This window comes from Herbaspirillum sp. DW155 (assembly GCF_037076565.1).
Lineage (GTDB): Bacteria > Pseudomonadota > Gammaproteobacteria > Burkholderiales > Burkholderiaceae_D > Herbaspirillum.
The window spans coordinates 3,711,218-3,734,631 of the sequence record NZ_AP029028.1 but is presented as its reverse complement, the minus strand read 5'-3'; the positions used below and the strand labels follow the sequence as shown (position 1 = coordinate 3,734,631).

At 62.7% G+C, this 23,414-nt stretch carries 14 protein-coding genes and 1 pseudogene; 4 read left to right on the top strand and 11 right to left on the bottom strand.

Going from position 1 to position 23,414, the window contains the following annotated elements; all coding sequences use genetic code 11:
- Position 1 precedes the first annotated feature (1 nt).
- From xdhB to AACH55_RS16960, 3 genes are all read right to left on the bottom strand, one after another.
- Positions 2–2,371 (bottom strand): xanthine dehydrogenase molybdopterin binding subunit, encoded by a 2,370-nt coding sequence (gene xdhB / locus AACH55_RS16970; RefSeq protein ID WP_338715835.1) that lies wholly within the window; start codon positions 2,369–2,371, stop codon positions 2–4.
- A 31-nt stretch (positions 2,372–2,402) separates the two neighbouring features.
- Positions 2,403–3,887, bottom strand: a complete 1,485-nt coding sequence (xdhA, locus tag AACH55_RS16965) for a xanthine dehydrogenase small subunit (protein WP_338715834.1) — start codon at positions 3,885–3,887, stop codon at positions 2,403–2,405.
- Between the two features lie 338 nt (positions 3,888–4,225).
- Positions 4,226–5,527 carry an NCS2 family permease gene (locus AACH55_RS16960; RefSeq protein WP_338715833.1) on the bottom strand — a complete coding sequence of 434 codons (1,302 nt, stop codon included), beginning with the start codon at positions 5,525–5,527 and terminating at the stop codon, positions 4,226–4,228.
- Between the two features lie 436 nt (positions 5,528–5,963).
- On the opposite strand from AACH55_RS16960, the gene AACH55_RS16955 reads away from it, so the two are divergent.
- Both AACH55_RS16955 and AACH55_RS16950 read left to right on the top strand, forming a co-directional pair.
- Complete coding sequence (locus tag AACH55_RS16955; protein ID WP_338715832.1) at positions 5,964–6,215, top strand: hypothetical protein; 252 nt, start codon at positions 5,964–5,966, stop codon at positions 6,213–6,215.
- Positions 6,187–7,296: pseudogene (locus tag AACH55_RS16950) on the top strand (methyl-accepting chemotaxis protein); the annotation flags it as partial. The gene AACH55_RS16955 and the pseudogene AACH55_RS16950, both read left to right, overlap by 29 nt.
- A gap of 95 nt (positions 7,297–7,391) precedes the next feature.
- On the opposite strand, the gene AACH55_RS16945 reads toward AACH55_RS16950, so the two are convergent.
- The 4 genes from AACH55_RS16945 to AACH55_RS16930 all read right to left on the bottom strand — a co-directional run bounded on the left by AACH55_RS16945 (position 7,392) and on the right by AACH55_RS16930 (position 13,974).
- Complete coding sequence (locus AACH55_RS16945; protein ID WP_338715831.1) at positions 7,392–8,774, bottom strand: 8-oxoguanine deaminase; 1,383 nt, start codon at positions 8,772–8,774, stop codon at positions 7,392–7,394.
- Positions 8,775–9,465: 691 nt separating this feature from the next.
- Entirely contained in the window at positions 9,466–11,229 is a 1,764-nt protein-coding gene (locus tag AACH55_RS16940; RefSeq protein ID WP_338715830.1) for an allantoate amidohydrolase, read from the bottom strand.
- 183 nt (positions 11,230–11,412) lie between these two features.
- Entirely contained in the window at positions 11,413–12,807 is a 1,395-nt protein-coding gene (locus AACH55_RS16935) for a nucleobase:cation symporter-2 family protein (protein ID WP_338715829.1), read from the bottom strand.
- Positions 12,808–13,041: 234 nt separating this feature from the next.
- Positions 13,042–13,974 (bottom strand): LysR substrate-binding domain-containing protein, encoded by a 933-nt coding sequence (locus AACH55_RS16930; protein WP_338715828.1) that lies wholly within the window; start codon positions 13,972–13,974, stop codon positions 13,042–13,044.
- 417 nt (positions 13,975–14,391) lie between these two features.
- On the opposite strand from AACH55_RS16930, the gene AACH55_RS16925 reads away from it, so the two are divergent.
- Positions 14,392–15,870, top strand: a complete 1,479-nt coding sequence (locus AACH55_RS16925; RefSeq protein ID WP_338715827.1) for a hypothetical protein — start codon at positions 14,392–14,394, stop codon at positions 15,868–15,870.
- 18 nt (positions 15,871–15,888) lie between these two features.
- On the opposite strand, the gene AACH55_RS16920 is transcribed toward AACH55_RS16925, so the two are convergent.
- From AACH55_RS16920 to AACH55_RS16910, 3 genes are all read right to left on the bottom strand, one after another.
- Entirely contained in the window at positions 15,889–16,569 is a 681-nt protein-coding gene (locus tag AACH55_RS16920; protein WP_338715826.1) for a Fe2+-dependent dioxygenase, read from the bottom strand.
- 156 nt (positions 16,570–16,725) lie between these two features.
- Entirely contained in the window at positions 16,726–18,984 is a 2,259-nt protein-coding gene (locus AACH55_RS16915) for a catecholate siderophore receptor Fiu (protein ID WP_338715825.1), read from the bottom strand.
- Between the two features lie 437 nt (positions 18,985–19,421).
- A complete protein-coding gene (locus tag AACH55_RS16910; protein WP_338715824.1) occupies positions 19,422–21,698 on the bottom strand; it encodes a catecholate siderophore receptor Fiu in 2,277 nt (758 codons plus the stop codon).
- Positions 21,699–22,108: 410 nt separating this feature from the next.
- Here AACH55_RS16910 and uraH point away from each other — a divergent pair, with 410 nt between their 5' ends.
- Complete coding sequence (uraH, locus tag AACH55_RS16905; RefSeq protein ID WP_338715823.1) at positions 22,109–22,462, top strand: hydroxyisourate hydrolase; 354 nt, start codon at positions 22,109–22,111, stop codon at positions 22,460–22,462.
- Positions 22,463–22,559: 97 nt separating this feature from the next.
- Here the strand turns inward: uraH and AACH55_RS16900 are convergent, their stop codons facing one another.
- Complete coding sequence (locus AACH55_RS16900) at positions 22,560–23,120, bottom strand: carbonate dehydratase (RefSeq protein WP_338715822.1); 561 nt, start codon at positions 23,118–23,120, stop codon at positions 22,560–22,562.
- Positions 23,121–23,414: the final 294 nt, after the last annotated feature.

The following is a 23,414-nucleotide window of genomic DNA, read 5'->3' as shown; positions in this document are numbered from 1 at the left end:
TTTACTGGGTGAGCATGGCCGCGCGCACGGCATCGATCGCATCGAGGATGGCTTCGCTGGTGGCCGGCGCACGCAGCGGCGGACTGACACGATGTGCCCCCACCGACGAGATCGCATCGCGGATCGCCAGGAATACCGAAAACGGCAACAACAGCGGCGGCTCACCGACCGCCTTGGAGCGGTGGATGGTGTCCGAGACATTGCTGTTGGCATACAGCGCGGTGCGGAAGGCTTCCGGGCAATCCGAGATGGCCGGGATCTTGTAGGTGGAAGGCGCATGCGTCATCAGTTTGCCGTCCTTGTTCCACCACAGCTCCTCGGTGGTCAGCCAGCCCATGCCCTGAATGAAGCCGCCTTCCACCTGGCCGATGTCGAGCGCCGGGTTCAGGCTTTCTCCCGCGTCATACAGCAGGTCGGCCTGCAATAGTTTCCATTCGCCGGTGAGGGTGTCGATCACCACTTCCGACACCGCCGCCGCATAGGCGAAATAGAAGAAGGGGTGACCATGCATGCGCTTGGCATCCCAATGCACCTTGGGCGTGGAATAGAAACCATCGGACCACAGCTGCACCCGTTGCAGATAAGCCTTCATCACCAGTTCGACGAAAGGCAGCGACTGCTTGCCTGCCAGCACCAGGCCATCGGCAAAGCGCACTTCCGAAGCTGCCACGCCGAAATGCCCGGCCGCCACCTCGGCCAGGCGCGCGCGGATCTGCAGGGCGGCATCCTGCGCCGCCTTGCCGTTGAGGTCGCTGCCGGTGGAGGCCGCCGTGGCCGAGGTGTTGGCGATCTTGCTGGTGTCGGTGGCGGTGCAGCGCACCTTCTCCAGCGGCACGCCCAGCGCATTGGCCACCACCTGCGCCACCTTGGTGTTCAAGCCTTGTCCCATCTCGGTGCCACCGTGATTGACCAGCACCGAGCCATCGGTATAGACGTGCACCAGCGAGCCGGCCTGGTTCAGGTGCGGCACGTTGAAGGAAATGCCGAACTTCACGGGCGTAAGCGCCAACCCCTTCTTGAGTACCGTATTGGCGGCATTGAAGTCGGCCACGGCGCGGCGGCGTTCCTGATAGCGGCTGCTGCGTTCGAGCTGGTCCACCAGGCCGTGGATCACGTTGTCTTCCACCTTCTGGCCGTAGTGCGTGACGTTGCGCGCCTCCGGTCCTTCGGCGTCGCTGGGGCCATAGAAATTGTTGCGGCGGATTTCCAGCGGGTCGCGTCCGAGATGGCGGGCGATGTCGTCGAGGATGTATTCGATGGCCAGTGCCCCTTGCGGGCCGCCGAAGCCACGGAAGGCGGTATTGGACTGCGTGTTGGTCTTGCCGCACAGGGCGCGGATGTCCACGTCCGAGAGATAGTAGGCATTGTCGAAGTGGCAGACCGCCCGCGTGGCCACCGGCCCGGACAGGTCGGCCGAGAAACCGGCGCGCAAGATCATGTCGATCTTTGCCGCGACGATGCGGCCATCGTCGTCATAGCCGATCTCGTAGTCATAGGCAAAGCAGTGACGCTTGCCGGTGACCATCATGTCGTCATCGCGGTCGGCACGCAGCTTGACCGGCCGCCGCAGGCGCGCCGCCGCCACCGCCGCGGCGCAGGCCCACAGGGCCGACTGCGATTCCTTGCCGCCGAAGCCGCCACCCATGCGCCGGCATTCCACCAGCACGTCGTGCGACGCGATCTTCAGGACGGTGGCGATGTGATGCTGCATCTCGCTGGGATGCTGGGTCGAGCAATACACGTGCATGCCACGCCCCTCCTTGGGGATGGCATAGGAGATCTGCCCTTCCAGATAGAACTGTTCCTGCCCGCCCACATCGAACTGCCCGCGCAGCTTGTGCGGTGCCTGCGCCAGCGCGGTGGCCGGGTCGCCGCGCCTCAGGTGCATGGGCGGCAGGACGTAGGACTGCGCGGCATGGGCCTCACGCGGCGTCAGGATCGGGGGCAGTTCTTCGTAGTCGATCACCGCCAGGCGCGCGGCACGGCGGGCCTGGTCATGGCTGTCGGCCACCACGATGAAGACCGGCTGGCCCACGTATTGCACCAGGCCATCGGCCAGCACCGGATCGTCATGGATGATGGCACCGCATTCGTTCTCGCCCGGAATGTCTTCAGCGGTGAAGACGGCGCGCACGCCGGGCGCGGCCTTGACCTGCTCCAGGTCGATGGCGCGCACGCGTGCGTGGGCCTTTTGCGACAGCCCGAGCGCCGCATGCAGCGTGCCGTGCAGCTCGGCGATGTCATCGGTGTAGGTGGCCTCGCCGGTCACGTGCAGGATCGCCGATTCATGCGGATGCGGCTTGCCCACGGTGCTCCAGTCCCTGGGCGGCTGCGCCAGGGTCGTGAGGAATTGTTCGGTTTGCTTGTTCATGCTGTTCTCCTGCGGATGCTGTCCAGGGGCTTCACGCGGCGCTGACCGCGAAGGCGCGCACATCCTGGCGCGCCAGTGGCGCCTCGGTGCGGGTTTCCAGCCAATAGCGATAGAGCAGGTTGCGCGCAGTGCGCAGGCGATAGCCGGCGGTGGCGCGCATGTCCGACAGCGGCGCGTAATCCTGCGCCAATGCCGCCATGGCGGCCTGTACCTGCGCCTCGCTCCAGGGGCCGCCCTGCAGCAGCGCTTCGGCGTGCGCCGCGCGCTTGGGCGTGGCGGCCATGCCGCCGTAGGCGATGCGGGCCTCGACGATGGTGTCGCCATCCATGCGCAGCGCAAAGGCCGCACACACCGCAGAGATATCCTGATCAAAGCGCTTGGAGAGCTTGTAGACGCGCAAACGCACATCCTTGCGCGGCAAGGGAATGCGCACGGCCTGCACCACTTCATCGGGCTGCAGCGCCGACTTCTGGTAGGCCAGATAGAAATCCTCCAGCGGCATCACCCGCTGGCCGCGCACACTGTAGAGCACGATCTGCGCGCCCAGCGCAATCAGCCACGGCATCGAGTCGCCGATGGGCGAACCATTGGCGACGTTGCCGCCCAGCGTGCCGGCATTGCGCACCGGCAGCGAAGCAAAGCGCTGCCACAGTTCCGACAGTTCTTCCGGATAATGGCGCGTGGCTTCGGCATAGGCTTCTTCCAGCGAGACCCCGGCGCCGATCTCCAGCATGCCGTCCTGCACCCGCATGGCGCGTAGTTCTTCGACGCGGCCGATGTAGAGGATGTCGCCCAGCGCGCGCATCTGCTTGGTCACCCACAGGCCCACGTCGGTGGAGCCGGCCAGGATGCGCGCCTGTGGCAGGTCCGCGCGCAGCTGGGCCAGTTGCGCCAGCGTGCGCGGCGCGTGGAAGGTCTGGCCGGCGTGCGTGACAGCCAGCGGCGTTTGGCTATCGATGCTGCGCAGGGCGGCCTTGACGGCTTCGCGGTCGAACTCCGCCCTGGGCAGTTCGCCCATGCGGCGCGCCGCATCGATGATGGGACGATAGCCGGTGCAGCGGCACAGGTTGCCGGAGAGGGCGTCGTCGATTTCGCGCTTGGCGGGCGTGATGCCATCCTTGTCGTGCTTGAGGTACAGGCCCCACAGCGACATCACGAAGCCCGGCGTGCAGAAGCCGCATTGCGAGCCGTGGCATTCCACCATGGCCTGCTGCACCGGATGCAGGCAGCCGTCGGCCTGTTTGAGGTCTTCCACGGTGAAGAGCGCGCGGCCGTCCAGCGTGGGCAGGAATTGAATGCAGGCATTGACCGTTTTCAGTTCCAGCCGGTCATCGCGCAATTCACCCACGACCACGGTGCAGGCACCGCAATCGCCCTCGGCACAGCCTTCCTTGGTGCCGGTGCAGTGCAGATCCTCGCGCAGATGCTGCAGAACGGTGCGGGTCGTCGGGGTAGCTGCTACTTCGTGGGTCTGGCCGCGAAAGTAGAACTGGATGGGGCGGGTTGTCTCTGGCATTTGGCTTTACTCGAATATGGATTGTCTACAAAACAGACTGCTTTATGGCGCGCTCCAGGGCGTATCGTGGGGCGTGCTTCTTATTGTTGGATCTGCTTTCAGGCGGGTCAGGGCGCATGGGGCGCGGCCTGCCTGTGGAGTCTCCCGTGGCCAGATGGCATTCAAGAAACGTGCCGGGGTCGTCAAAAGAGGAAACGGATTGTCTGCGCAATATTGTTGCAGACGATTGTCGGATTTGCTCCGGGGGTTTCCTCTTTTGACAATCCCGAGGAGGCAGCCCGCGCTGGCGGGACCGCCTCCGGAATTTTACAAATCACTTCATCTCATTGATGCGCCGCTCACTCGCCACCCAGGTAGATGAGCTTGAACAGGAACACGGCGGCGATGATCCAGATTACCACTGAAACATCCTTCATACGGCCTGTAAGCAGCTTCAAACCGGCATAGCTGATGAAGCCCAGCGCCAGACCGTTGGCGATGGAGTAGGTGAAGGGCATCACCAGCGCCGTGATGACGGCCGGCACGCATTCGGTGGTGTCTTCCCAGTCGATGTGCACCAGCTCGCGCAGCATCAGGCAGGCCACGAAGAACAGCGCCGGTGCCGTCGCATAGGCGGGGACCACGCCGGCCAGCGGGGCGATGAACAGGCACAGCAGGAACAGCACGGCGATGGCCACGGCAGTGAGGCCGGTGCGGCCGCCGGCCTGCACGCCGGCAGCGCTCTCGATGTAGGCGGTGGTGGAGGAAGTCCCCAGCAGGGAACCGGCGACGATGGCGGTGCTGTCGGCCATCAGGGCTTTGTTGAGTCGCTCCATCTTGCCGTCCTTCATCAGTCCTGCGCGGGTGGCCACGCCCATCAGGGTGCCGGTGGCGTCGAACAGTTCCACCAGGAAGAACACCAGCACCACGTTCAGCAAGCCCGTGGAGAGGGCGCCCTTGATATCCAGTTGCAGGAAGGTCGGGGCAATCGAGGGCGGGGCGGCGAAGATGCCGCTGAAGTGGTTGTCGCCGAAGACGAAGGACAGCAGCGTCACCAGCAGGATGCCGATCAGCAAGGCGCCGCGCACCTTCAGGCGGTCCAGCGCGACGATCACCAGAAAGCCGGTGATGGCCATCACCGCCGCCGGCTGGTGCAGGTCGCCGAGGGTGACGAAGGTGGCCGGACTGGCGGCGACGATGCCGGCGCTTTTGAGCGAGATGATGGCCAGGAACAGCCCGATGCCGGCCGGGATGGCCGTGCGCAGCGAGGCCGGGATGCTCTTGATGATCAGCTCGCGCACCCGCAGTACGCTCACCAGCAGGAACAGGCAACCCGAGATCAGCACCGCGCCCAGCGCCGCCTGCCACGGGAAGCCCATGCCCTTGACGACCGCATAGGCGAAGTAAGCGTTCAGGCCCATGCCGGGCGCCAGGCCAATCGGATAGTTGGCGTACAGGCCCATGATGAGCGTGCCCACCGCCGCGGCCACGCAGGTGGCGACGAAGACGGCATCCTTGGGCATGCCGGCGTCACCGAGGATGCTGGGGTTGACGAAGATGATGTAGGCCATCGTCAGAAAGGTGGTCAGGCCGGCCAGCAGTTCGGTGCGTACGGTGGTGCCGTTTTCTTCCAGGCGGAAGAATGTGTTGAGGGCTTTCATTGTGGGGTGTCTCCGTTGTGGGGCGGGCAATCGGTGGACGGTGCTGATGGAGTGGCTTTTTGCATTGTTTTGGCAGCGTTGCTAATGTCGTTGAAATTCATGGGGGGTATGTATGCGCCAGGAAATAGACATTATTAACCTGGAGTTATAAGTGGCTTGGTCGGGCGCAAACGGGCGTGGATGCTGGTTTGTTGATGAGTATTGTTGACAGGCCGGGTGACCATCTTCTTGTGTCAGGGCGAGATTTTGCCAGTTTTGTCGGGTGGGGGCTTGGTCGGGGCTGCTTTGTTGCTGCAGGTTAATTCCTGATTTTGGGTGGCCTGCCCGGATTGCCGTGCTGCGCTCGGGCTTCGCCCGTCCGTGTTGCACGATGTAAAGGGGCTAAAGTGTTGGCGCAGCTGCGCCGTTATACGAAGAGCATCAAAAGGGGGATGTCATGAATTTCACACAGTTCAAAGTCCAGACGCGCCTGTACATAGGCTTCGGCATTGTCCTGGGGACTCTGGCCGCCGTCGTCATCGTGGCTTTGTTCAAGCTCAGCGGGCTCAATGACGTGCTGACCCAGAATGGCGACTATGGCACGCAGGAAATCAGCGCGGTCGCCAGCGGCATCGGCAAAGCGCAGGGTGCGGCCATCGGTCTTCAGCGGCTGCTGGGCACGGATGATCCGGCGCCAGCTCGGCGGTGAGCCCGGCGATGTCGCTGCCATTGCCTCACGCATTGCCGCAGGAGAACTGGCCGTCGAGGTCGCGCTCAAACATGGCGATCGCTCCAGTCTGTTGTATTCGGTGGCGCAGATGCGCGAGCAACTGGCGATGATCGTCGGAAAGATTCGTACGGCCACTGACAGCATCACCAACGGTGCCAATGAAATCGCCCGGGGCAACTCGGACTTGTCGGCACGCACGGAAGAGCAGGCCGGGTCCATCGAAGAGACGGCTTCGGCGATGGAGCAGCTGACGTCCACCGTCAAGCAGAATGCCGATAATGCGCGCCAGGCCAACAAGCTCGCCGAATCGGCCTCAGGTATCGCCATCGAAGGCGGGCAGGTGGTCGGCAAGGTGGTGGAGACGATGGATTCCATCAACGAATCGTCCAAGCGCATCGTCGATATCATCAGCGTCATCGATGGCATCGCCTTCCAGACCAACATCCTGGCGCTGAACGCGGCGGTGGAAGCCGCCCGTGCCGGCGAGCAGGGGCGTGGCTTTGCCGTGGTCGCCTCGGAGGTGCGCGGTCTGGCGCAGCGCTCTGCGGCGGCGGCCAAGGAAATCAAGGTGCTGATCAATGATTCGGTGGCCAAGGTCGATGCCGGCAGCGAGCTGGTGGGGCAGGCCGGAACGACCATCGGTCAGGTGGTCGATAGTGTCAGGAAGGTCACCGATATCGTGGGCGAAATCAGCTCGGCCACGCTGGAGCAAAGCGCCGGTCTGGATGAAATCAACCGCGCCATCGGCCAGATGGATCAGAGTACACAGCAGAATGCAGCCCTCGTGGAAGAGGCCGCAGCGGCAGCAGAGTCCCTGAAAGACCAGGCGCGTATCCTGTCGGAGGCGATGAGCGTGTTCCGGCTCGGTGCCGAGCCGGCGCAACCGGTGGTGTCACCGGTGACGCCTGCCAGGAACGCAGCCAAGCCCGCCGCTACGCCCCCCGTCAAACCGCGTGTCGTGGACCAACCGCGTCTTGCCGAGAAAGCCAAACCGGCAAAGCGCACCGAACTGATCGGCGATTCGCCTGACAAGGATGCAGATCAGTGGGAACAGTTCTGAGCGTTCTGCTCTGCTGATTCCGCCCGCCGGAAACGACAAAACCGTTCAGTGTTTCATTGAACGGTTTTTTTTCGCCGTGTTTCTTGATGCGGATATCAGCGTGCTGCTTGCGCCAGTTCCAGCGACAGATGATTGTGCCGTTCCAGCACCGCGCCCAGGTCGATGGTGGTGCACTGTCCCTCGCGCACGATCACGCGGCCATTGATGATGCTGGTGTCGACGTTGGCTGGTGTGCAGAACACGAGTGCGGCCACCGGATCATGCAGCGCGCCGGCAAAGGCGATCTGGCGCGTGTCGAACATCACCACGTCGGCCGACATGCCGGGCTTGAGTGCGCCGATGTCGTCGCGGTTCAAGACCCTGGCGCCGCCCAGGGTGGCCACTTCCAGCGCCTGGCGCGCGGTCATGGCGTCGGGGCCGAAGCCCACCCGCTGCAGCAGCATGGCCTGGCGCACTTCGCCCAGCATGTGGGCGCTGTCGTTGGAGGCGCTGCCATCCACACCGAGTCCGACCGGCACGCCGGCATCCAGCATCTTGCGGATGGGCGCGATGCCGGAGGCCAGGCGCATGTTGGAGCAGGGGCAGTGCGCTACGCCCGTGCCGGTGCGGGCGAACAGGTCGATGCCATGTTCGTCCAGCTGCACGCAGTGGGCGTGCCAGACGTCGTGGCCGACCCAGCCGCAGTCTTCGGCATATTGCGCCGGCGTCATGTTGAATTTCTCGCGGCTGTAGGCGATGTCGTTGACGTTCTCGGCCAGGTGGGTGTGCAGCGAGACGCCGTAGTGGCGTGCCAGGTCGGCGGCTTCGCGCATGAGGTCGCGTGAGACCGAGAAGGGCGAGCAGGGGGCGACGACGATGCGTTGCATGGCGTGGCGCTGGCTGTCGTGGTAGGTCTCGATGAGGCGTTGCGTGTCCTTGAGGATGACGGCTTCTTCTTCGACTACGCGGTCCGGGGGCAGGCCGCCTTTGGACTGGCCTACGCTCATGGCGCCACGCGCGCCGTGGAAGCGCATGCCGATCTGGGCGGCGGCTTCCAGGCTGTCGTCGAGGCGGGTCTGGTTGGGGTAGATGTAGAGGTGGTCGCTGCTGGTGGTGCAGCCGGAGAGGATCAGCTCGGCCATGGCGGTGAGCGTGGATACCCGGATCATCTCCGGTGTCAGGCCGGCCCAGATCGGGTACAGATTGGTCAGCCAGTTGAACAGTTCGCCATTCTGCGCGCTGGGGATGGCGCGCGTGAGGCTCTGGTACATGTGGTGGTGTGTGTTGATCAGGCCGGGGATGACGACGTGGTGGCTGGCATCAATGATCTCGTCGGCTTCTTGCTTGAGATCTTCGGTCTTGCCGACCTGCTCGATGATGTTGTTGCGGATGAAGATTGCGCCGTTTTCGATTTCTTCGCGGGCTTCGTTCATGGTGACCAGGATGCGGGCGTTCCTGATCAACAGTGTCTTGGCTGTTGCTTGCTCTTGCTCTTGCATGGTGTTGGACTCCTTGTTGGCTTCCTTGTTGATTTGATTGACTTGCGGGGCGGCGCAGGTGACAGGGGGGAGTCCCTTTCTTGCCCTATTAACGACTGCGGCGGGTGGGGTTGTTGGGAGGGTTTAGGTCCGGTTAATGCTGGTTTTGTTTTTCGTTAAGGTTTGCTTAATGCTGGTGGTTTTGGTTTTTGGGTAGTCTGCACGGATTGCTTTCCTGCGCTCTAGCTTAATTGTGTTCTCTCTCCGGGCGGAACGGAGCGCCGGGGGCGGCCCGGCAGCCGCTCACTTTTCTTGTCTCGCCAAGAAAAGTAAGCAAAAGAAGGCGACCCCAGAGAGCCAGCCCTCCTGCGGAGGGTCCCCGTCGCAGCAGAGCGAAAAGTGGGAAGAATAGAGTCGCTTCGCTCCCACTATTCTTCTGATCCACTTTTCGCTCCGCTGCGACGGCTGGCTCTATGGGGATAACCCCCACTCGGGCTCGCCTGCGGCCTCGCCTTTTTTTGCTCGCCTTCGGCATCGGTCGCGCTCGCCTGCGGCCTCGCCCTTTCCTGCTCGCCTTCGGCTTCGGTCGTACTTGCCTGCGGCTTCGTCTTGCCCTTTGCTTTTTCTTCTTCGCTCTTCCCACTCCCGTTCGGACTGAGTAGCGGCGCAGCCGCGTATCGAAGACGCGCAACCCGCTAAATCATATAAATCATTAACGCTTCGCCTCAAAACTGCGCAGGAAATCCAGCAGAATCTGCCCCGATACCTCCGCATCATCGGCCGTCATCGTCTCCAACGGATTGTGGCTGATGCCGCCATTGCCACAACGCGTAAACAACATGCAGACATCCGTCAGCCTGGCTATCGCCATCGCATCATGCCCCGCTCCGGAAGCCAACTCGAATGGCGGCACGCCCGCACGCTCGGTCGCGGCGCGCAACTGATCCATCAGCCACGGCGCACACGGCGCAGCGGGGGCGCTCAAGGTCTCTTCGAGTTTGATGTCGATGCTGCGGCGGGCGCAGATCTCTTCGATCTTGCCAAGAATGTCCTTCACCGCCGCAATACGCACCCCATCCTCCGCTGCACGAATGTCCAGCGACAACTGGCACGCGCCGGGAATCACATTCGTCGATCCACGCGGTACCTGCAATTGCCCCACCGTGCCTACCAGCGCCGCATGCTGGTCCTGCGAACAACGCTGCTCCACGTACAGGATGATCTCGGCCGCCGCTGCGGCCGCATCCTTGCGCATGTCCATCGGCGTGGTGCCGGCATGGCTGGCTACGCCCTTCAGGTCCACCAGATAGCGCGAGCTGCCGGCAATCGAGGTGACGATGCCCACCGGCAGATCACGGTTGAGCAACACCGGTCCCTGTTCGATGTGCACCTCCACATAGCCCAGGATGTCGGCCGGGTCGCGCGCGATCTGCGGGATGGCGGCCACGTCATGGCCCGCCTGGGTGATGACCTCGCGCATGCTGATGCCATCCTTGTCCTGCAGATCCAGCAGCTGCATGTCGAAATGGCCGGTGACCGCGTTGCTGCCCAGGAAGGTGCTCTTGAAGCGCACACCTTCTTCTTCCGAAAATCCGATCACCTCGACATGGAAAGGCAAGGTCTCGCCACGCTCATGCAGATGCTTCACCACCGCGATGGGCAGCAAGATACCCTCGCGCCCATCGTACTTGCCACCATTGCGCACCGTGTCGTAGTGCGAGCCGGTCAGCAAGGTCTTGGCCTGCGGATCGGTGGAGAGATATCGCCCCACCACGTTGCCCACCGCATCGATGTGGACCTGCATGCCGGCCTCGCGCATCCATTGCGCAATCTGCTTTGCAGTGCGTTGATGCGTCTCGGTGAGATAGGTACAGGTGAGGGCGCCTTCGTCTTCCGATAGCGCGCCGATCTCTTCGGCCCACTGCATCACCCTCGCGCCCAGCGCCGGGCGATGGCCCAGCAGGTCGTTGATGCGCATCTCGGCAATGCGGCCGATCTGGCGCAGGGCTTCGCGCAGTTCGTCTTCGGGCTGGTTGCGCAGGCGGCGGGCAAAGGTGGCGATGATCTGCTGGCGCGTGAGGCCCGCACCGGTGGGGCCCTTCACCGCCAGGATGAAAGGGAAGCCGAACTTCGCGTTGTAGTCGGCATTGAGCTGTTGCAGTCGGGCAAATTCTTCCGGGGTGCACAGGTTCAATCCGGCCTTGGCCTGCTCACCCGTGGACTCGGCGGTCAACTCGCCGGCAATGGCGGCGCGGCCGGCCAGTTCGGGGTGGGCGCGGATCAGGCCCAGCTGCTCGGCGCGACTGGCGTCGGTCACGACCTTGTGCAAGGCCAGTTTGAAGGCGGTGAGATTACGGAAAGGACGTTGCCGCGCAGCCCGCTCGGGAATCCAGGGAGAGTGCTCGTAGATGCCGTGCAGGGCGGCGATGAAGGCCGAAGTCTCGGCGGCGTTCAGTTGTTCCAGTGTCGTCGTCATGTGCTGGCCGGTCGGCGTGCCGCCGGCTCCCTCGCTGTGTTCGTTGGTGATGGCCTGCGCTGGCAATCAGGATTGTCGGTGCTGATTGTTGCCTGCGGATGTCGCCTCATGATCTGCGCGCAGGCCCGCCTGGTGGGCGCTGCGGCGCAGATGAGACTTTAAAACATCTTGGGCCGGATGGCATCAGTGGTCCGAACTTTGCGCGGCAGCCGCTGCGTAGCCGGCCACGTCGCCGTCGCTGCCGCGGCCATTGAAGAACAGGTTCAGGCTCACCGCCATGGCCGAGGCCAGCAGGATGCCGCTGTGGAAGATCGTGCCCAGCAGGCGCGGCATCTTGTCGAAGAAGGTCGGGGCGACGATGGGGATCATGCCCACGCCGATGCTGATGGCGACGATGAAGAGATTGTTGCGGTTGCCGTGGAAATCGACCCTGGAGAGAATCTTGATGCCGGTCGCCGCCACCATGCCGAACATCACGATGCCCGCACCACCCAGCACGAATTGCGGGATCGAGGCGGCCACGTGCGCCATCTTGGGGAACAGGCCGAAGGCCACCAGGATCACCCCGGCCGCCACGCAGACGAAGCGGCTGCGAATGCCGGTTACGCCCACCAGGCCGACGTTCTGCGAGAAGGAGGTATAGGGGAAGGTGTTGAACAGGCCGCCGATGACCGTGCCCAGGCCATCCACGCGCAAGCCGCTGGCCAGCGTGCGGTCGTCGACGCGGCGACCCACGATGTCGCCCAGGGCCATGAACATGCCGGTCGATTCGATCATGGTCACGATCATCACCAGGCACATGCTGATGATGGAGGCCGGGTCGAACTGCGGCAGGCCATAGTGGAAGGGCTGGATGAAGGCGAACCAGTCGGCGGCCTGCAGTCCGTCAAAGCTGATCTTGCCCAGCGCCAACGCAATGACGAAGCCCACCACCATGCCCATCAACACGGAAATGTTGGAGAGGAAACCGCGCGTGTACTTGCTGATCAGCAGGATCGATACCAGCACCACGGCCGCAATCGACAGCGATAGCGGCGAGCCGTAGTCGGGATTGGGCATCTTGACGAAGACCCCATCGACCAGCTTGCCGATCACCGGCTGTCCGCCCGCGGCCCAGTTGATCCCCACGCCCATGAGCGAGACGCCGATGACGGTGATGACGGTGCCCGTCACCACCGGCGGGAAATAGCGCATCAACTTGCTCATGTAAGGCGAAGCCAGGATGCAGAAAACGCCGGAGGCGATCACGGCGCCATAGATGTGCAGGATGTTGAGCTGGGGATTGTTGGCCATCGCCACCATCGGTCCCACGGCGGCAAAGGTCACGCCCATCATGACGGGCATGCGGATGCCGAACTTCCAGATCCCTGCGCTCTGGATGATGGTGACCAGGCCGCAGCAGAACAGGTCAGCACTGATCAGGTAGGCGATCTCGGATTTGGGCAGGTTCAGTGCGCCGCCGATGATGAGGGGCACCGCAATCGCACCGGCATACATCACCAGGACGTGCTGCATGCCCAGTGCAAGGAGCTTGAAGACGGGGAGGCGTTCATCCACCGGGTGGCTGGGGGCTTGCATGGGCTGGTCTCCTGGCATGTTGATCGAAGGGCATGTGACCACGCCCACGTCAACGCGCCCGGGAGAGCGTGCCTTGCCGCTGGACAGAGGGGGGCGCCTGATCCTGGCGATACTAATGCAATCCGGCAGGTGTCAACTATAGTCGGCAGCATATACCACCTGGCGTGCTGCCGATATATGACGTCGGCGTCTTGCCCTCTTCTGGTGCGGCCCGGCGGCGTGTCAGGCGCGCGCCTAGGCCATCATCCTGGCCGCCGCGCTGACCTGGGCGCGCAGCCATTTGTGCTCGGTGGCCTGGTGCGCGCGCTCGTGCCAGAGCTGGTAGAAGCGCAGCGGCGGGAACTTGATGGGCACCGCATAGCTTTTCAGGCCCAGCAGTTTTTCGTAGACGCGGGCGAACTGCTGGCCGGCGGTCAGCACCAGGTCGGTCTGCGCCACCATGTAGGGCAGCATGCGGAAGTGCGCCGATTCCACGACCACGTTGCGATGCAGGTTCTGCTTTTCGAGGAAGGTATCGATGGAGCCGTGATAGCCGGGCAGGATCTGCGAGGGCGCCGCGTGCGGCAGCGACAGGTAGTCGTCGATGCTCATGGCATCGCGCGCGGTGCGCCTGGCGTAGGCGCAGTCGGCGCGCATGAGGCAGACGATGGGATCGTCGAACAGCTTGGAGAGATGCAGGTGGGCGGGCGGTTCATCCCAGTTGGCGATCACCAGGTCCAGTTCGCCATCCGAGAGCCGGCGCACGTAATCGGTATCCGGCCCCAGCGCGTGGATGACGATGCGGCTGCGCGGCGACTCGCGCCGCAGGCGGCCGATCACTTCGGTGAAGAAGGGCGTGTTCATGTAGTCGGGCGCGGCGATGTGGAAGGTGCGCTCTTCCTCCTGCGGCACGAAGGCGCTCTTGGGGATGAACAGGCGCTCGGTCTCGTCGAGGATGCGCTTGGCCGGTTTCAACAGGCTTTCGCCGTGCTGGGTCGGCACCATGCCGCGCGCCCCGCGCACCAGCAGCGGGTCGCCGGTCAGTTCGCGCAGCTTGCGCAGCGAGGCCGAGATCGAGGGCTGCGGCTGATTCAGCTTCAGGGCGACCCGCGAGACGTTCTTCTCGCAGAGCAGGAGATAGAGGATGCGGATGAGGTGGATGTCGAGATGGTCAGGCAGCCTGGACATGAGGATGTCTCCGGGGTCTGGAGGGTGCGGGGCAGGTGGCGGTTTTTCGGTCACTCTGGTGCGGACTGCGGACGAAACTGTCCTGCGTTGGCAGTGCATTTTTGTATATCGTTTATCGTATGTCAAATATATAAAATCTGGCATGTGGTGGGAGGCGCTTGTGCGAACCTCGCGGCTTTTGTTGTCGAAAGAAGATAAAAGATATAAACGATATAAAAATAGATGGAGAAGTGAGGTTGACGCGAAAACTGAGAAGGAAAATAAGAGGTGAAACATCGAACGTGAGCGATGGAGCAAGAGCAAGCTGTCTAGCATCATCTCGGGCCGGACGTGCGCGACGATGGATGTCGCGTTTTTTTTGTGCTCGTGGGGTAATCCATCACTGCTTCAAGGGCAGATTCAAGGAAGGGATGTTGGATGATCTTGTCCAAGTTAAGGTGCAAAACAATATTCAGGCTGCTCATTGTCTTGCTCGCCACCTGGGTGCAATGCAGGGCAGAAGCTGGAGCGCCTGCGCAACCAGAAGAGGCGAAGAAACACTGGGCGATGGTGGCCTACCGTGACCTGGCATTCATGCGGGAAAGTATCGACGCCGCGCATCCCGGTGTGCTGGAAGAGGACGACGAAGAGTTCCACACGTGGCGGGAAGCAGGCTATGTCCAGGCGCAGGCACTGGCGTCAAGGGCGACCAGCGAGCGCGAGGCCATTGCCGCAGTCCAGTTTTATGCCGTGGGTTTCAAGGATGGGCATCTGTGGGTCGCGCAGAATTCAACGCGTCGGCGGCGCAGTGCATGGGCGGGATGGATTATGGAGGAGCACGACGGCCAATACTTCGTCTCTCAGCGTGCCGCGCACTGGCCGGTTGCGCTGCCTCCCGTGGGCGTGCGGGTACTGGAATGCGATGGTCGTGCAGTATCAGACCTGATCCGGGAGGACATCATGCCTTTCGTGGATCGACGCGTTGCATTGCTGGAAGTCCGCCGCAAGTTGGCGGCACATTTGACGGTGGAGATGCCCATTGATCCGCGCTGGACCGACAGGCCGGTCCAGTCCTGTCTGGTCGAGCTGCCCGATGGGCACCACGAGCGCTTCGCTCTGCACTGGCGCGAGGAGAAAGAAGGTCTTCGTCGCGTGTTCGCCAGGGCAAGGCATCCTCTGGGCCTGCATGACATGGGCGACGGGACGTATTGGGTCAATGTTTCCGATTTCCAGCTGGATCAGGCCGGGCTCGGACAACTGGAGCAATTGCTGGCGCAATTGCGCAAACTCGATAAGGCCAAGATGGTGATCCTGGACACGCGTGGCAACCAGGGTGGCAATAGCGCTTTCGGCGATCGTATCCTGCAGGCCTTGCTCAAGCAGGCCATGCCTCCTGGACCCGAGCATGCGAGTGCCTGGTGGCGCGTATCGCAGATCGCCATCGATACCTTGCAGTCACATGTAGATCGCTATCGCCTGCTCGAAGGTGCGTCTGGCCCCGAGGTGCAATGGCTCACCCGGATCCTGGACAAGATGCGCGCCGCACAGGCAAGCGGTGCCAAGTGGGTCGACAACGGCGACGTACCTGAACTGGCGGAGACCGGCTTGCCCTTCCAGGGGCGGCTTGGCTTGGTTACCGATGCCTACTGCGCCAGCGCTTGCCTCGATTTTGCCGATGCGGTGTTGAGCATCCCCGGCGCGCTACACGTTGGTGAGCCCACCAGCGCCGATACCAACTACCTTGACTTGGCACAATTGCGCTTGCCGGGCGGCCTGATGATGGCCATGCCGCTGAAGGTGCATCGTGGACGGCTTCGTCGCAGCAACGAGCCTTTGATTCCCCACTTCGTCTATGGCGGTGACATGAACGACACCGCCCGTCTGCAACAGTGGGTCCTGCAGACCATGCTCCGGTGAGGCCTTGAAAGGGCGGGCTTAAACGTCCGCCCACTGCCTCAGCAGATTGTGATAATGCCCGGTCAGCCCGACCACTTCCTCGCTGTCGCCCAGCTTCTGGCGCAGGCTGAAGATGTTGCGGTCCAGTTCGAAGAGCATGCTGCGTTTCCAGTCATCGCGGATCATGCTCTGGGTCCAGAAGAAGGAGCACACGCGTGCGCCGCGCGTGACCGGTTCGACCCGGTGCAGGCTGGTGGAGGGATAGACGATCAGGTCGCCAGCCGGCAGCTTCACTTCATGGGTGCCATAGGTATCGACCACCACCAGTTCGCCGCCATCGTATTCGTCCGGGTCGCACAGGAAGAGCGTGGAGGACACATCGGTGCGCAGGCTGCCCGCCGCATTGGGCAGGTTGCGCACCGAGCCGTCCACGTGCAGGCCATAGTGCTCACCGCCTTCATAGCTGTTGAAGAGCGGCGGCATGGTCTTCTTGGGCAGGGCGGCGGCGAAGAACAGCGGGTTCTTGCGCAAGGCCGCCAGGATGATCTCGCCCAGCGCGAAGCCCAGCGGCGAATGCTCCGGCAACTGCCGGTTGCGCTTGACGCGCGCCCCCTGGTCGCCCACCGTTTCGCGGCCGTCAACCCAGTCGGCGCGGTCCAGCTCGGCGCGGATGTGGCGCACCTGTTCGGCGCTGAGGACCTCGGGGATATGCAGCATCATGATGAAATTCTCCTATCGCTAATGAAAAGGCCCCTCCCGTGAAGGAGGGGCCGTCAAGTCTGGCTGATGCATGACTGAACTCAGTCGGCGCCACCACTTTAGGCAAAGCCGGCCGTGGCGGGACTGAGGCAGATCAAGTCATGGGCATCATCTGCATCAGAACTTGAAGTTCGCGGTCAGCGCTACCGAACGCGGCGTGCCGGGAGTGTAACGATAGCCGCTCTTGTTGATCGCCGCTACGTAGTCTTTGTCGAAAATATTGTAGATGTTCAACTGAAGATCGACATTCTTGTTCACGACATACCCCACCATGCCATCGAAGACCCAGTAACTGTTGGCGTACTTGGGCGTACCGACCGCACTATCGGTGCCACGCAACAGCGAGCTGACGTAGCGCGCACCGCCGCCGACCGTGAAGCCCTGCGGCAGGCGATAGGTGGCCCAGGAGGTGAAGGCCTGCTTGGGCGTATAGGCCAGGTTGTTCTCGCCGGCGGCGGTAGTGATGGCGCCGCTGTTGACCTTGGTGTCCATCCAGGTATAACCGGCGGCCACCGAGAGATTGCTGGTCACGTCGCCGGTCACGCCCAGCTCGATGCCCTGCACGGTCTTCTTGCCGGTCTGGAAGTATTGCAGCGAGGTCGGATCCTGCTCGACTTCGTTGGTCACTTCGGTATGGAACAGAGCGGCGGTGACGGCCAGCTTCTTGTTCATCAGATCCCACTTGGTGCCCAGCTCGGAGGTCTTGGTCTTCTGGGGCGCGTAGTTGCTGTTGGCCGCGCTGTTGGCCGAGGCCGACAGGGTGAAGTTGCTACCACCCGGCGGCTGCTGCGAGGTGGCGTACAGGGCGTAGATGCTGCTGTAGTCGGTCGGCTTGTAGATCGCGGCCAGCTTCCAGTTGAACAGGTTGCCGGAGGTCGACAGGTTGGTGATGGTACCGGCCGCGTTGGAGTAATACGTGGTGCGGTAGTGGTCTTCGCGGATGCCGGCATTGATCGACCATTGTTCATTGAACTTGATGGTGTCGAACAGGTAGGCCGAGACGGTATCGGTCTTGCCGTCGTTGTAGCCGGTGGCGCGAATCGAATAGGTGCCGCTGCCGAAGTTGGGATCCGGGTTGTACAGGTTGGCCGCCGGCAGGCTGCCGGTGGCGGTGAAGGACGTTGCGTGCTGCTTTTCCTGGGTGATCTCGACGCCGCCCACCAGCGTGTGCTTCAGGCTGCCGCTCTTCAGGTCGGCCGTGATGTTGGTCTGGTTGGTGATGATTTCGTTGGACTGGTCCTTGCGGGTGGGCAGGTTGCGCGCCAGGGTCCAGGTCGACAGGTTGGTCGCCGAAGGCGTCAGCAGACCGGCAGCGCGGGTGCTGCTGGCGGCCGAGGCCATGAAGGAGGTCAGGAAGTAATCCTGGCTGGTCTTGGCATAGCGGGTGGTGTTCTGCAGCTTCACGTCCTGCGAGAAGTCATGTTCCACCCGGGCGGTAAACATGTCGGCGGTAACCTTGTCGTAGTCGTTCACGTTGCCGTAGAAGTTGCTGGAGGACACGCGCGGCGCGCTCGAGATGTAGGGGCGCGCGGCATCCGGCGAGGTGTAGCCCGGCAGGCCGATGGTCGGCACGCCGCCATCGGGTACGTTGTCCTGGTCGATGTGCAGATAGTTCAGGAACACGCGGGTCGGGCTGTTCAGGCCGAACGCCAGCGAGGGCGCCACGCCCCAGCGGTCGTTCTTGACCTCGTGGCGGCCGGGGACGCCGCTGTCCTGCTTCATCAGGTTCAGGCGCAGGGCGATGCCGCGCTCTTCGTCCACCACCTTGTTCCAGTCGGCGGTGGCGCGCTTCTGGTTCCAGCTGCCATAGGTGGCCGAGGAATTGAAGAAGTTGGTCATCTCGGCCTGCTTGGTGACCATGTTGATCGAACCGGTCGGAGAGCCGCGTCCGTTGTCGGTGCCGGCCGGGCCCTTCAAGACTTCCACTTGCTGGATGTTGAACATGTCGCGCGAGATCGAACCGAGGTCGCGCACGTTGTCCACGAAGATCGCGCTGGAGCTGTCGAAGCCGCGCATGTAGATGGCGTCGCCGGTGCTGGTCGAACCGTTTTCACCGAGATAGAAGGTGCCCACGCCGGGGCTGTTGCGCAGCGCTTCGGTCAGCGTGGTGGCGCCTTGCTGGTCGATCAGCTGCTTCTTGATGACGGTCAGGGTCTGGGGCGTGTCGACCAGCGGCTGGCTGTACTTGGCCGAGGAGGCCTTGTCGGCCTTGTAGTCCGATTCCTGGGTGGCGGTCACTTCGACCTTGGGCAGGGTGGCGCTGGTCTGGGCGTGGGCGCCCACGGCGGGCAACAGCAGGGCGCCGGCAACGGCGGCCGACAGACGGGTCGAGGCAAACGCAGGCTGCGCATGCTTGCGGCTCTTGATGTAACTCATGGCAAGGTTCCGAGAGAAATTGTTGAGGGTTCTCTTGGCTGGCTATGAGTCGGACGGGCAATCGCGTGGTCGGTGAGACGTGGCAGGCTCCGCCGAAAATGGCTGGCGAGGTTGTGTTTTTGTGTATCCCGCTTCGGTCTTTTTGTAACGAAATGAGTCAGGATGCTTACAATTATATACACAATGTAAATAACAGTGATTCTTATTTCGAAAAAAATCGAGAGCCTGCCGCGTCGTGCGGCGGGTCAGATTCGGTCAGTAGAGCGCAGGCCCGCACTGGTTCTGGCATGGCGGTTCGTCAATCGGTAGATTGGGATGTGGCGCAAAAAATACGCCGACCTCTCATGTTTTGATAAAAGGTATAAATAATTTGCGGCAGAAGTGCGGGAGGGAAGCGGGTGGCGGCAGAACGCCGCCACCGGAGGGTCAGTTCAGCGTCAGAACTTGAGGTTGCCCGTCAGCAGGAAGGCGCGCTCCGCGCCAGGCAGGTAGCGGTAACCGGACGCGTTGATGGAATTCACATACTCCTTGTTGAACAGGTTGGTCACGTTGAACTGCAGGTCCAGATACTGGTTGACCACGTAGCTGGCCATGGCGTCGGCCACCCAATAGGATCCGGTGCTGGTCGGGGTGCCGATGGTACCGGATCTTCCGCGCAGCAGTCCGCTGGAGTAGCGCAGTCCGCCACCCAGTGTGAAGCCGGGCGCAGCGCGCCAGGTGGCCCAGGAGGTGAGGGAGTCGCGGGGCGCGTAGGCGAGGTGGTTCTCGCCGCTGGCGGTGGCCACGTTGCCACGGGTGACGCGGCTGTCCATGCGGCTGTAGCCGGCCGTCAGAGAGACGTTGCGCGCGACCTCTCCGGTTACGCCAAGCTCCAGTCCGTTCGTTCTCTTCTTGCCGATCTGGAAGTAGGTGTTGCTCACGGCATCGAGTTCGATTTCATTGCTGACGTCGGTGCGGTAGAGCGCGGCGGTCAGCGTCAGCTTGCGGTCCAGCACGTCCCATTTCGTGCCCAGTTCGGCGGTGCGCGTCTTCTGCGGTGCATAGTCGGGATGGGAGGCGCTCCGGCGGCTGGTGCTGAGATTGAAGTTGGCGCCGCCCGGCGGTTGCTGCGATGTGGCGACCAGCGCATAGATGCTGCTGTCGGCGGTGGGCTTGAAGCTGCCGGCCAGCTTCCAGTTCAGCAGGTTGCCGGAGGTCGAGAGGCGGCTGGTGTTGGTCGCTGCGACGCTGTTGAAGTCGGTGCGGTAGTGGTCTTCACGCAGGCCCAGGTTGAGCGACCAGCGCTCGTTGAACCTGATGGTGTGCAGCGCATAGAGCGAGGCTGTATCGGTCTGGCCCAGGTTGAAACCGTTGCGGCTGATCGTGACCCGGGATTCGTCGAAAGCGGCATCGGGCTGGTACAGGTTGGCGTAAGGGCGCGAACCGGTGGCTGTGAAGGAAAGCGCATGCTGCCGCTCGCGCGTGAGCTCCAGGCCGCCTACCAGGGTGTGCTGCAGGTTCCCGGTAGTGAACTTGCTGGTCAAATGGCTCTGGTTGCTGATGATCTCGTTGGACTGGTCGCGCCGCGTCACCAGTTGCCGCCCCAGCAGCCAGGTGGAGCGGTCGGACGCCGAGGGCGTGACGATGCCGGCAGTAAAGCGCGGGCTGTCCACGCCCGTGGCGAGGAAGGAACTGAGGCGGTAGTCCTGGTCGGTGCGGGCGTAGCGGGTGCTGTTCTGCAGCTTCAGCGTGGACGAGAAATCGTGTTCGACCCGCACGGTGTACATGTCGGCATTCACCCTGTCGTAGTCGTCGATATGACCATAGAAATTGCGCGGATTGACACGCGGCGCCGTGCCGATGAAAGGACGCGCCGGGTCGGGCGAGCTGTAGCCGGGCAGCCCGATGGTGACCACGCCGCCGTCGGGACGGTTGTCCTGCTGCATGTGCAGATAGTTGAAGAAGACGCGGGTTGGGCTGTTCAGGCCCCACGCCAGCGAGGGGGCGAAGCCGTCGCGGCGGCTGTGGACTTCGTGGCGGCCGGGCACGCCGCTGTTCTGCGTCATCAGGTTCAGACGCAGCGCCAGGCCGCGTTCGCTGTCGAGCACCTTGTTCCAGTCCACCGTGCCGCGCTTCTGGTTGAAGCTGCCGTAGCTGGCGCTGGCGGAGACGGCATCGGCCAGCTCGGGCTGCTTGCTGACCAGGTTGATGGCGCCGTTGGGCGAGCCTCGTCCGTTGTCGGTACCGGCTGCGCCTTTCAGGACTTCCACCTGCTGCAGGTTGAAGACGTCGCGCGAGATGGCGCCGAGGTCCCTTATGTTGTCCACGAAGATGGCGCTGGAGGCATCAAAGCCGCGCATGTACACCGTGTCGCCGGTGCTGGTGCTGCCGTTCTCGCCGAGGAAGAAAGTGCCTACGCCGGGGGTGTTGCGCAGTACCTCGGTCAGGGTGGTGGCCCCCTGCTGTTCCATCAGCGGGCGCTTGAGGATTTGCAGGGTTTGCGGGGTATCGACCAGCGGCTGGTTGTACTTGGGTGAGGCCGATTGTTCCGCCTTGTAGGGCAATTCCTTGGTGGCATCGACCCGCACGGCAGGCAATGCCGCGCTGGCAGGCTCGGCCTGCGCGGGCAGGACCGGCAGCAGCAGGGCGCCGGCAATGGCGGCCGAGAGGCGGCAATGAGAGGAAAGGGAAGAAGGGGGGGAGCAGGGGTGCTTGCGGCTTTTGATGAAGCTCATGTCAGGTTCCGAGAGTAAGGGTTGCGAAATCTCGTGGCTGGCAATGAGGGATGCGCGGCGCGATATGAAGCTTTGTGCAAAAAAGCTGGAAACGGCTCCGGGCAAGGGCTGGCGATCAGATGTCAGGAATATCCGGCCGGCCGGAGAGGTAGGCCGGCAGCGGATCCGGGCGAGTATAGGAAGGGGGCGCTGAAAAAGAACTCCTATATTTTTCGATTTTTTGCAGGAGTTTTTGAGGCATGCAATCTGAATCGGGAAGCTCGATTTTATTCAATCAGAATTGTCTGAATCTGGAATAAAAAGACAGTTTCCCGATGGCCGTTATAAGCGGGTTCATATAGGCATTTGCGCGCGCCGGTATATCATCGCCGTTCACTCTTCATCACTCATTACAGCGAAAGGACAGCAACATGGGCAAACTGAGCACGCACGTGCTGGATATCACCAAGGGCAAGCCGGGTGCGGGCGTGAAGCTGGCGCTCTATGCGGTGGAGGCGGGCGGCAAGACCCTGCTCAAGAACGCCGTCACCAACAGCGATGGCCGCTGCGATGTGCCCTTGCTGGAAGGTGATGCGTTCAGGCCCGGCAAGTATGAACTGGTGTTTGCGGCCGGCGATTATTTTGCGCAGCAGGGCGTGAGCCTGCCGGAACCGCGTTTCATCGATGAGGTGGTGATTGCTTTCGGTGTGGCCGATGCGTCGCAGAACTATCATGTGCCGCTGGTGGTGTCGCCGTGGGCGTATTCGACTTATCGCGGCAGCTGATGATGCACGGCTGATTCATCGGCTGGCGTGATAATAAAAAATCCGGTCTTCGCAAGAAGCCGGATTTTTTTATGCCCGATGCGATGCAAGACGCAGGTCAGAACTCGTTCTGCAACAGCTTGTAGCCGCGGACCAGTTCATTGTTGGTGCGGGCCACATCTTCCGAGAATTCGGAGGCCGCCACCGTCACGCGCGGGATGGTCGCCAGGTCGGTCTTGGGGCCGATGCGTTCGGTGGAGGGCACATAAAAACCCGGGGGCAGGTCGCAGCCATCGACCACGGCATTGTGGCGCACCACGCAGCCGGCGCCGATGCTGCAATTGAAGAGCACGCTGTTGAAGCCGATGAAGGCGCCATCGCCCACCGAGCAGGGACCGTGCACGATGGCGCGGTGGGCGATCGAGGTGCGCTCGCCGATGGTCACGGCCGCGCCCGACTTGGAGTGGATCACCACGCCATCCTGAATGTTGGAATGGGCGCCGATGACGATGGGCTCCATGTCGCCGTTGTCATCGACTTCATCGGCGCGGATCACGGCATAGGGGCCGATGAAGACATTCTCATGCACGATCACCTTGCCGCACAGGATGGCGGTGTGGTCGACATAGGCAGATTCGTGGACTTGGGGCCGGTGGCCGGAAGGGTTGCGGCGAAGCATGGATGATTTCTCCTGGTGATGCGGGTGAAGCGGATGATGCTGAGGATGCCAATGGTGCTAAGGATGCAGAGGGTGCTGAGGGTGCTGATACGGCACGGGAGTGCAGCGTCTCTGGCTGGCTGCATGCGTTAAACGGCTCGCACTGGCCGGGCGCCGTTCGGGCGGGTAGCGATCATACCTTGTTGTGCGGTGATCGGACAGGGGCCAAGGGGGCTGGCGTTGTAAAGAGACGCCGCCATGCCAGGGCGCGGGAAGGGCGATTGCGCGTGCGCCGCCCTTGCGCCAGCGGATTGT